This is a genomic window from Nocardia pneumoniae NBRC 100136 (genome assembly GCF_000308755.1).
Taxonomy (GTDB): Bacteria; Actinomycetota; Actinomycetes; order Mycobacteriales; family Mycobacteriaceae; genus Nocardia; species Nocardia pneumoniae.
In genome coordinates, this window is record NZ_BAGF01000075.1 from 133,372 (window position 1) to 142,788 (window position 9,417).

Here is a 9,417-nt window from a genome sequence, read left to right on the forward strand (position 1 = left end):
GATGTGGCACCCCGCGAGCTTGTCGGCTCGTGGGGTGCTTCAGTCCCTCAGCAATGCGACCGCAGATTGATCCGGTCGAGGTCGTCGAACCACGCCGCGTTGTACGTGCCCCAGACATCCCACCAATACCGTTGGTCCGAGTCGGGCAGGTTGATGACGAACCTGGTGATGTCGTCGACGCCCGGCTGCTGCGCGGCGATGTTGCCCTTGTAACCTTCGCTTCGGGTGAAGATTTCGGCGTGCATCAGCCAGGCGTCGTTGTCGTCGCCACTCGTCACCCACCCGGTGAAATGCGCCCAGCCGTCGCGTTGCAGCGTCCATTTGGCGCCCGCGAACATGGTGCAGTCCCCCGCGTGCAGGTCCCGGTTCCAGACGAACGTGCGCTCTCCCGAGTCGGCGTGTGCCTGGCTCGGCGCAATGCCGAGCAGCGCTGCGGCGAGTAGTGCCGCGGAGGCGATGCGAGCGACGACTGTCCCCCGAGTAGATCGGATCATGTTTCCTCCCGCCAGTGGTCGCCGCCCATATCCGAACGGCTGGGGCAGGATTCAGTGTGGACGCCAACTCGTTGACGCTCGCGAGTATCGGCGTACTCGGAGTGGTCGGAATCGCTGCGTATCGGCACCGGACAACTACTCCAGTGGCCTGGTGGCCGCATCCCGCCATACGTTCCTCGAGCTACTGCGGCCTGCGATCGTGCACGTCGCCTCCGGATCGCAGCGGGTCGCGATTTCTCAGGGCCCAGTGGGCGAGCGAACGGCCGACCTTCTCGACAACCGTCAAGACCTGTGGACGCCGCGATGCTCGACACGGTGTCAGGCTCTTGCCCCGAGGAGAGTTGGCGGCAATCCAAGGACCGCAACGTTTCCGGAGGCCGAGCGCGTGGTCACGGCGTGGTGCGGGCGGTCAGGTCGTCGAGCAGGATCATGACTTCGCCTTCTCGCTTGACGACCTCGGTGAGCCGGATCTTCAGAGCGAGGAGTTTCGCGTCGGCGATCGGATCGGCCGGTTCGTATCCGAGGCGTTGCCATTCGCCATCGGCGGAGACGTTGCCGAGCGCCAGTTCTCGTTCGCCCTGCTCGGTGCTGATGCGCGCCGACACCCCGATCGACGCGTGCGGCGAGCGCACCCACAGGTGCACGGCCGCCAACCGCCCGGCGATCGAGGACAACTGCCCCGGCTTCGCGACGAGGTCGACCTCGAGATCATCGGTCGCCGAGCGGATCAGCAGCACGAGCGCGCGGTAGTCGGCACCGGCGACGCCGTCGGCGTAGACGCCCGGCGTCTTGCTCGGCGCGCCCTCGGCGAACGTGGTGAGGTGAGTCCGGGCCGCTCCGTCCCCCGCGAGCTCCCATTTGTCCTTGTTCTCGAAGTCGTCCAAGAGCACCTCGACCGATGCGTCCGACATCCCCGCCGTTCCTTCCTCCGCGCATCCGACCGGACACCTTCCGGCTCGCCATGAACCCTACAAGTCGCCGAATACCGCTGCCGCGCTTGCCCGGCGCGCGTTCACCCGGCCATCGGGTCATCGTGCGGTCGGCTTCCCGGAGCGGCGGTGGCTCCCGCACCGCGACGATCGAGTGGTGGCGGTTCATGCTGCTTCCGGTTCGGGTGCCGGAGGGTAGTCGGGCAGGGGCTCGGAGATCTTCGGGGTCATGATGCGTTCCATGCCCGCCATGGATTCCAGCAGCGGCAGGCGCGTGATCGTGTTGCGGATGGCGATGCCCGCACGCGTCCTGGGCACCATCAACCGCAGGTTGGGGCCCACCTGCTGCTTGCGGTCGACCAGCGCGCGGTGGCTCTGTTCATAGCGGCGGAAGCCACGATGGTGATCGCCGCCCGCGGCGGCGAGGTCACCGGCGAGTCGGTAGGCGCCGATGAGCGCCAGTTCCGCGCCCGCGCCGGAGACGGGTGACGCGCAGTACGCGGCATCGCCGACAAGTGCGATACGCCCGTTCGACCAGACAGGCATGTGGACCTGGCCGAGGGCGTCGAAATACAGCTCGGCGTCGGTGAGCGCCCCGTCCAGCAGTCCCGCGACCTGCCAGGCGGGTTCGCCGCCGAATCGGGCGGTCAGCAACTCGCGTGCGGCCGCGGGGTCGCGCGGGTCGATATCCAGGCGCGGACTGCGGAACATGAAGTAGGCCTTGGCCTGGGCATGGTTACCCGAGCGGTAGATACCGGCCATCGTGCCGGGAGTGTTGTAGACGCTGACCCAGCGGTCGGGGCCGAGGGCCGCGTCGGCGTCACCGAAGGCGAAGTAGTGGTCCATGTGCCGCACGAATTCCGTCTCGGGGCCGAAAGCCAGCCGCCGGACGGTCGAGTGCAGGCCGTCGGCGCCGATCACCAGGTCGAACCGACGTGCCGGGCCGCGTTCGAGGGCAACGGTCACACCGTCGCCGTCCGGATCGAGACCCACAATGGAATCGCCGAACAGATACTCCACCGAATCGCTGGTGCTGTCGTGCAGGATCCGGACCAGATCACCACGCATGATCTCCACTTCGGCGCTGTCGTTCCGGTCCTTGATGTCCTGCATGTCGATGCTTGCGATGCTGTCGCCCTTGGCGTTCACGAACCGTATACCGGCCACATCCGCCGCCGCCGACCGAACCCGCGCCATGATGCCCATCCGCTCGGCGACCTCGATCGCCTGATCCCGGATATCCACGCCCTGACCACCGGTCCGCAGCCGGGACGCCCGCTCGACAACGGTCGGCCGGAATCCGTACCGCGCCAACCAGTACGCCAACGCCTGCCCGGCAATGCCCGCACCGGAGATGAGAATCCGCTCGTTCCGCACAACCCGCTCCCGTCTCGAAATTACTGACCATCGGTCAGGGGCGACCTTAGGGCACTGACCGATGGTCAGTCAACCGGTAGGATCGGTCGGCATGACCGACGACTCGCGTTCCCGGATCCTGCGTATCGCGCTCGACCTGTTCGCCGAGCGCGGCTACCACACGGTGTCGGTGCGGGAACTGGCCGAACGGGTAGGTCTGACGAAAACCGCTGTGCTCTATCATTTTCCGAACAAGAGCGACATCGTCGCCGCGCTCGTGGAGCCGCTGCTGGCCGATTGTGAAACGGTGATCGAATCAGCCCGCGGAGTCGCCGGCCCGCAGGCGCGGTGCTGGGCGGTGATCGAGGGGCTGATGGACGTGTGGTTGTCGCACGGCCGGTTGCTGCGTATGCAGATGCAGGACCAGGCGTTGTCCGCCGACAACGAGACGTTCGCGCGGTTGCGAACCATCGCCTTGTCAGCGCAGGAACTCATCGCCGGTCCCGGCGCCGATCTGCCTGCCCGAGTCCGGGCCGCGCAGGTCTACGCCGCGCTGAGCGACCCGGTGGTCATCTTCGCCGATCGGCCCGCGAACGAGCTGCGCGCGGCGATCCTCGATGGCGCCCGGCGCCTGCTGGGCTCCAACCCGCCACCGCCAGCGGCGGACCGCCAGGCGCGGGCCGCGGTGGCGAGCGCCGGCCCGAACCGGCGGGGCCGACCTGGTGCGATGACGGCGGAGATGGTCGAATCCGCACGCCGGATGCGTGATTCCGGCCGCTACTCCATCGCGGAGATCGCCACCGAGTTCGGCGTCTCGCGGGCCACGCTGTACCGGCATATTTGAGAATATTTTCGAGACGATGGACCGTCGGCGCCTGGCGGGCGTCATCCTCGCCGGGCGCCGAGCCCGGAGATGGCGGTCACCGCGATGGCAGCCGCGTTGCGCAGCAGGATTCCGGCACGGTTGGTGGGCACCAGCATGGCGGCACCGGCGCGGAAACCCCGCTGTTTGGGCTCGACCAGACGGCGGTGGGCGGTCTCGTACCGGCGGAAAGCCGCGACGGGATCCTCGGTTCGGGCGAGGGATTCGGCAAGGGTGTACGCGCCGGTGATCGCGAGTGTGGACCCGTCGCCGAGCAGTGACAGGCATGAGGCGGCGTCGCCGACCAGGGCGATGCGGCCCGACGACCACCGTGGCACATCGACGCGGCTGACCGCGTCGAAGTAGAGATCGTCGGCGGCGCGCACCCGGTCGAGCAGCTCGGGTACCCGCCAACCCGCGTCGGCGAAGGCGTCTATGACCAGGCGCTTGTGCAGGTCGAGGTCGCGATGATCGAAGTCGGGTACCGCGTCGCCGCGGAAGAGGAACGCGGCGATGGCGTGTCCGTTGGTGGGGTGCACCGACACCGCCCGTCCGGGCAGGTTGTGGAACATGACCTCCCGATCGGAGCCGAACGGCTCCGGGATCGGCAAGGTCGCCACATACATGCCCTGGTGGGCGCGGAAGTCGGTTTCCGGGCCGAAAGCCAGGCGGCGAACCGTCGAGTGCAACCCGTCCGCCCCGATGACCAGGTCGAACCGTTGCGGCGCCGCGTTGGCGAAGCTCACGTCGACGCCGTCGGGGTCGGGTGTGAGCGCGGTGACGGTGTCACCCCATCGGAATTCCGCCTTCTCGCTCACGGCGTCGAGCAGGATACCGGCGAGATCGGCACGCGGCAGCTCCACCTCTTTCGCGCCCGCGCCGTCCTGGAAGACCGAGAGGGGCAGCCCCGCAACGCGTTTGCCCTGCGCGTTGACGAATGTCATACGTTCCACCCGGGATCCGGCCGCCCGCAACCGGGGCAGGATGCCCATCTTCTCCACCACGTCGACGGCCGGACCTTTCACGTCCACCGGGTTGCCGCTGGAACGCTGGCCGACCGCCCGCTCGACCACCGTGACCGCGAACCCGCGCCGCGTCAGCCAGTAGGCCAGGGTCGATCCGGCCACGCCCGCCCCGGAGATCAGCACTTTTCCGCCCATTTTCGGCACCCTTCCGCTAACCGGACGATTTTCGTCCACAACGTCAACGTACACTAACCGGAACAAATTCGTCCAGTTGGAGGTTGTGCGATGCGGGCAGACGCCCAGAGCAACAGGGATCAGATCCTCGCCGCGGCGCTGATCGCGTTCCGCGAGCGGGGAATAGACGTGCCCATGAAGGAGATCGCCGATCGTGCAGGCGTCGGCGTCGGCACGCTCTACCGCCGGTTTCCCGACCGAGACGCGCTGCTCAGCGCGATCGCCCAGCCCTACCTGACCGACCTGGCCGAGCGCGCCGCCACCGCGCGGCGGGAGGAACCCACCGCATGGGCCGCGCTGAGCAGGTTCCTGCGCGAATGCGCACTCGCACGCCTCGGTGCGCTCGCCGGGGCCGTCGAACCCGCTCTGCACGCGCGCATCCAGGCCGATCCCCGGCTCACCGAAACCCGCTCGACCATCATCGATCTCATCGCGGCCATGACGACCGAGGCGCAGGCCGAAGGCGCGCTACGACCGGACGTGACCGCCGCCGACATCGCTCGCCTCATGACCGTGCAGATCTACACCCGCCCCGGCGAAGACGCCGACGCCGCGACTCGACGCGTCATCGAGTTGCTGCTGGACGGGTTGCGATCCTCTCGCACGGCCGAATCCTGAATCAGCGCACCGCGATTGTTCACATCCAACCGGACACCATCGCGAGGCAGGAGATGTGACCCGGTCAGCCCTGCTGGAACTCCCGGAGGCGACCTCGAGCCACCGGCAGGCTGCCGAGCCTATCGGAAACCGTAGTAACGCCGTACCAGTCGTTCATAGACGACGGCCGGGACCAGCCTGCGGGTCCAGAAGGACAACCGGACGTCCCGCCCGCACAGGTAGGCCTGCCTGGGCCGGTCGGCGGCCAGGATCATCGCGACCTTCTCGGCGACCGTGACAGCGCGCTGTCCCGCCGCCAGGTAGCCGCGCACCAGGTTCAGCACGGCCGCGCGGTCGCGGTCGTACGCGGCGATCGGGTCGGACACGTGCCCTGCCGTATCGATGATCGGGGTGACGGTCCATCCGGGTACGAGCACCGACACGTGCACGCCGAACTCGGCCGCCTCCATCCGCGCGGCCTCGCCGATGCGCTCGACAGCCGCCTTCGTGGCCGAGTACCAACCGCCGTACGGCTCCGCGATCGCGCCCGCTCCCGAACTCACCACGATCACCCGGCCCGCGCCCTGGTCCCGCAGTAGCGGCAGCACGGCTCGCAGCACGCGATGCGTGCCGAGCACATTGGTGTCGAACAGTGCCGCGGCTTCCTCGGGCGTGGTCTCCTCGACCGACCCCACCACGCCGTAGGCCGCGAAGGTGACGACCGCGTCGACCCGGCCATGCCGTGCGTGCGCCCCGTGCACCCAGCGGTCCACCGCTTCCGGGTCGCGCACGTCCACTCGGGCGACACCCGACGCCGCCACACGGTCGCATCCTTCGACGGTATAACCCAGTGCCGCAAGGTGTTCCATGGTGGCCGCGCCCATGCCGTTCGCGGCCCCGGTGACGAGCACGACGGTCATGCGGCGCACACCCGCAGTACCCGCGGCAGAACTTCCAGCCGCGCCGATTCCACCATCGTGATCTCGCCGTCCAGTTCCAGGGGCGCCGGACGGTCGGGCCGCAGCTCCACCGCCGCGTCCCGGTAGCACACCGCCAGCCGGGATCGCCGGAACCGCCCGGCGTACAGCCCGGCGATCAGGCCGAGGGTCCGCAGCCTTCCCGCCGCGGACCAGATGTTCACGTCGAACTGGCCGTCGCCGCGGGTGACCTCGGTGTCGTAATGCATGCCGCCTGCGAAGTGCACGCTCTTGAGTACGCCGATGTTGGTGATCGGGGCGCTGTGGGCCCAGGCGCCGCCGCGCACCGCGACCGGCAGCGGCCGGTGGGTGGCGATGGTGGCCAGCGCCGTGGCGAGGATGGCGGCTTCGACGCTGCGCGATTTGAGCCAGCCGACCACGCCGGTGGCGTGGTTGAACGAATGATTGCCCGCCGCGACCAGTCCCATGCTGGCGTTGAGCAAGAAGTAGCGGACGACGCGCGTGCCGTCGGCCAGCAGCATGCTGGCTTTGCCGACGTCGACGAGTTCGGCGCGCGCGGTGTCCAGCCGCACCGGGATGGCGCCGACGCGCGCGCTCGCGGGCACCGGCTTGTGGAAGTCGTTGGAGCTACCCAGTCCTACCGCGCCGAGCGCGGGCCCGGCGGCGCGCGGACGGTCGGTCGCGGGATCCATGAGGGCGTTCAGCACCAGGTTCACCATGCCGTCGCCACCGGCGGCGACCAGCACCCGCGGCGGATTCGGCCGGGTGACGGCCGCGCGCACGATCTCGGTAGCGTGCTGAGGGTCGGAGGGCAGTTCGACGGACAGGTCCGGATGCCGTGCGCGCAGCACGGATTCCACCGGCTGCCAGCGCCGCAGCGCGGTGCCCGCGTTCGACCGCGGGTTCAGGACGACGAGCACGAATCCTCCTCGATGCCGAGCCACCGGCGCAGCGCGCGGTGGTCTCCCGTGGTGACCAAACCGGTGCGAGCCACCGCGGCTGGTATGTCGGTGCTGCGCGCGCCCAGCAGGAACACCGGAATCCCGAGGTGCGCCGCGGGTCCGTCGCTTGCGGGATCGTTGCCGACCATCACGCACTCCCCCGCCGCCGCGCCGAGATGGTCGAGCACTTCGCGATAGAAATCCAGCCGCGGCTTGGCGCGGCGCATGGTCTCACCGCTGGTGGTGAACGCGAACGACGCGAGATCGTGTCCGCCCCAGCGGATCCTGGTCTCGACGGTGCTGCGCGGCCACAACGGGTTGGTCGCGACCACTTGACGCGCACCTGTCGCCGTCAATCGGCGCACCGTCGCGACCGCGGCCGGGTTCGGCGGGAAACACGCTCGCAGCCGGACGAATTCGACTTCCGACAGCCGCGCCAGGCGGGCCGCGGCCACGTCGCGGCTGGTGCCGACGCGTTCGGCGAGCAGTCGCAGCATCAGCTCCGTATTGGTGTGGTCGGTGTCGTTGACGCGCACGTCCAGCAGCGTGCGGCGCAACATCGGCAGGAAACGGTGCGGCGGCATGAGATCGCGGAACACCCATGCCGCCCCGGCGGGCATCAGCGTCGCGAAGGTGCGCCGCCGCAGTCCGATCAGGGTGCCGTCCAGATCCCACAGCACCGTGCGTCGCTCGCTCATTCCTGGCTGTCCAGTACGGCTTGCAGATCCGCCTTGGTCAGCCCGAGCCGGGCGGCGTATTCCTCGATACCGGGCGGCGTGGTCCGCGCGCCGCCGAGCCCGGTGCGCGACCGGAGCTCTCCGGCGTACGCCGCGCCGAGGTCGTAGACCGTCTTGGCGAGCGCGGCGGGGAACAGCCATCGGCCGAGGTCGCGCTGGAACACGCGGGTCAGGCGGTAGGGCGCGATCACGCGCGCGCCGAGGGCGGCCACCGGGCCCGGGTTGCGCAGCGAGCTCATCCGGGCCGCCTCCGCGCCGGGAACGAGCAGGAGCCCCGACCACAGCCGACCGAAGCCGTCCAGCTTCTCCCGCGCGTCGGCGGTCATATTGAACTCGGTGTAGGCCTTCTCGATGCGAGATGTATGTGTGGACCGGCTGCGGAGCAGCGTGTGCACGTCGGCGACCTTGCGCGCGGTGTCGCCGCGAGTGAACCGGTCCACGCGCGGAGCGATCCGGTCCAGCAGCCCGGCGAAGTCGGCGTTGGGCACGAGCCGGTGGGCTAGCGAAAGGGCGTGGTACATCAGCCCTTCGCTGCCCGCCGCCGCGATCTCGGCGGCGAGCAGGTCGTAGTCCAGATCCGCGCCCGCGTACCGGGCCAGGTTCCAGATGTCGCCCAGTTCGCGGACGCCGGTCTTGTAGTAGGGCAGGTGGATGCCCAGGTGATGCAGATTGTCCTCGTGCGCCATCGCCCACGCGGGCACGCCGTGGAAGTCGATGCGCCGCACACCTTTCCAGATCGCGGCATAGTCGATCCTGTAGGGCGCCAGCGGGGTGATCAGGCCCCAGTGGGTGCCCACCACGAGCGAGCCGTCGCGGGAGACGAACGACGGCAGGTGGTGGGAGCGCTCGGTCCGCGCCTTGGGCGCCTTGCCCAGCAACTCCGAGGTCGCGAACAGTCCCAACTCGCGATAGATCTCGACAACGGTGTCGACCTGCCCCGGTTCCACCAGGATGTCCAGGTCGTTCATCCGCTTGTAGCGCGGGTCGTGGTAGATCTCGGTGGCGAAGAGCATGCCCTTGAGCACCACGCAGCGCACACCCCGCTCATCGAACCGTCGCAGCAGGTTCACCGCACCCGCCAGACGACGGTCGTTCGCGGCCGCGATCCGCTCCGCGACGGCGTCGAACCGTACTCGCGTCAACGGCGGGACCAGCGCATACACCCCGGCGGCGAGCAGCGAGTTCCGCACCAGCGGAACCGTCGCGTTCAGTTGCGCCAGCTCGAAGAAGCTCGTCCAGTCGGTGACCCGGTGCGCCAGCTCGGTCAGCTCGGTGCGCTCCGATTCGGTCGGGGCGGCCAGCGCGGCGTGCACCAGCAGACGCTCGGCGTCCGTCCCGCCCGCGGCGATCATGGTGTCGGTCAT

At 69.1% G+C, this 9,417-nt stretch carries 10 protein-coding genes; 2 read left to right on the forward strand and 8 right to left on the reverse strand.

From position 1 onward, the window contains the following. Window positions 1-47: 47 nt before the first annotated feature. The 3 genes from ON34_RS24125 to ON34_RS24135 all read right to left on the reverse strand — a co-directional run bounded on the left by ON34_RS24125 (window position 48) and on the right by ON34_RS24135 (window position 2,800). Entirely contained in the window at window positions 48-494 is a 447-nt protein-coding gene (locus ON34_RS24125; protein ID WP_040783325.1) for a DUF6294 family protein, read from the reverse strand. 389 nt (window positions 495-883) lie between these two features. After that, on the reverse strand, window positions 884-1,405 hold the full coding sequence (locus ON34_RS24130) for a hypothetical protein (RefSeq protein ID WP_040783327.1): 522 nt from the start codon (window positions 1,403-1,405) through the stop codon (window positions 884-886). Window positions 1,406-1,588: 183 nt separating this feature from the next. Then, a complete protein-coding gene (locus tag ON34_RS24135; RefSeq protein WP_040783329.1) occupies window positions 1,589-2,800 on the reverse strand; it encodes an FAD-dependent monooxygenase in 1,212 nt (403 codons plus the stop codon). Between the two features lie 91 nt (window positions 2,801-2,891). On the opposite strand from ON34_RS24135, the gene ON34_RS24140 reads away from it, so the two are divergent. Continuing rightward, window positions 2,892-3,623, forward strand: a complete 732-nt coding sequence (locus ON34_RS24140; protein ID WP_040783331.1) for a TetR family transcriptional regulator — start codon at window positions 2,892-2,894, stop codon at window positions 3,621-3,623. A 41-nt stretch (window positions 3,624-3,664) separates the two neighbouring features. Here ON34_RS24140 and ON34_RS24145 read toward each other — a convergent pair whose 3' ends face one another. Continuing rightward, window positions 3,665-4,801, reverse strand: coding sequence for an FAD-dependent oxidoreductase (locus tag ON34_RS24145; protein ID WP_040783333.1), 1,137 nt, complete (start codon window positions 4,799-4,801; stop codon window positions 3,665-3,667). Between the two features lie 90 nt (window positions 4,802-4,891). Between ON34_RS24145 and ON34_RS24150 the strand changes: the two genes are divergently transcribed. Beyond that, window positions 4,892-5,458, forward strand: a complete 567-nt coding sequence (locus ON34_RS24150) for a TetR/AcrR family transcriptional regulator (RefSeq protein WP_040783337.1) — start codon at window positions 4,892-4,894, stop codon at window positions 5,456-5,458. 119 nt (window positions 5,459-5,577) lie between these two features. Here the strand turns inward: ON34_RS24150 and ON34_RS33790 are convergent, their stop codons facing one another. The 4 genes from ON34_RS33790 to ON34_RS24170 are packed head-to-tail and all read right to left on the reverse strand — an operon-like array spanning window position 5,578 to window position 9,417. Next, entirely contained in the window at window positions 5,578-6,357 is a 780-nt protein-coding gene (locus ON34_RS33790; protein WP_157172405.1) for an SDR family NAD(P)-dependent oxidoreductase, read from the reverse strand. After that, on the reverse strand, window positions 6,354-7,295 hold the full coding sequence (locus tag ON34_RS24160; RefSeq protein ID WP_040783340.1) for a diacylglycerol/lipid kinase family protein: 942 nt from the start codon (window positions 7,293-7,295) through the stop codon (window positions 6,354-6,356). Before ON34_RS24160 ends, ON34_RS33790 begins: the two co-directional genes overlap by 4 nt. Beyond that, a complete protein-coding gene (locus ON34_RS36300; RefSeq protein ID WP_051023042.1) occupies window positions 7,280-8,014 on the reverse strand; it encodes an HAD family hydrolase in 735 nt (244 codons plus the stop codon). The genes ON34_RS24160 and ON34_RS36300 overlap by 16 nt, the downstream gene beginning before the upstream one ends. Further along, a complete protein-coding gene (locus tag ON34_RS24170; RefSeq protein WP_040783343.1) occupies window positions 8,011-9,417 on the reverse strand; it encodes a nucleotidyltransferase domain-containing protein in 1,407 nt (468 codons plus the stop codon). Before ON34_RS24170 ends, ON34_RS36300 begins: the two co-directional genes overlap by 4 nt.

Bases quoted from the DNA above. Each gene is read 5' to 3' on its own strand.
- ON34_RS24125 (WP_040783325.1), bottom strand. From the start codon at position 494: ATGATCCGATCTACTCGGGGGACAGTCGTCGCTCGCATCGCCTCCGCG.
- ON34_RS24130 (WP_040783327.1), bottom strand. From the start codon at position 1,405: ATGTCGGACGCATCGGTCGAGGTGCTCTTGGACGACTTCGAGAACAAG.
- ON34_RS24140 (WP_040783331.1), top strand. From the start codon at position 2,892: ATGACCGACGACTCGCGTTCCCGGATCCTGCGTATCGCGCTCGACCTG.
- ON34_RS24145 (WP_040783333.1), bottom strand. From the start codon at position 4,801: ATGGGCGGAAAAGTGCTGATCTCCGGGGCGGGCGTGGCCGGATCGACC.
- ON34_RS24150 (WP_040783337.1), top strand. From the start codon at position 4,892: ATGCGGGCAGACGCCCAGAGCAACAGGGATCAGATCCTCGCCGCGGCG.
- ON34_RS33790 (WP_157172405.1), bottom strand. From the start codon at position 6,357: ATGACCGTCGTGCTCGTCACCGGGGCCGCGAACGGCATGGGCGCGGCC.
- ON34_RS36300 (WP_051023042.1), bottom strand. From the start codon at position 8,014: ATGAGCGAGCGACGCACGGTGCTGTGGGATCTGGACGGCACCCTGATC.
- ON34_RS24170 (WP_040783343.1), bottom strand. From the start codon at position 9,417: ATGACCGACACCATGATCGCCGCGGGCGGGACGGACGCCGAGCGTCTG.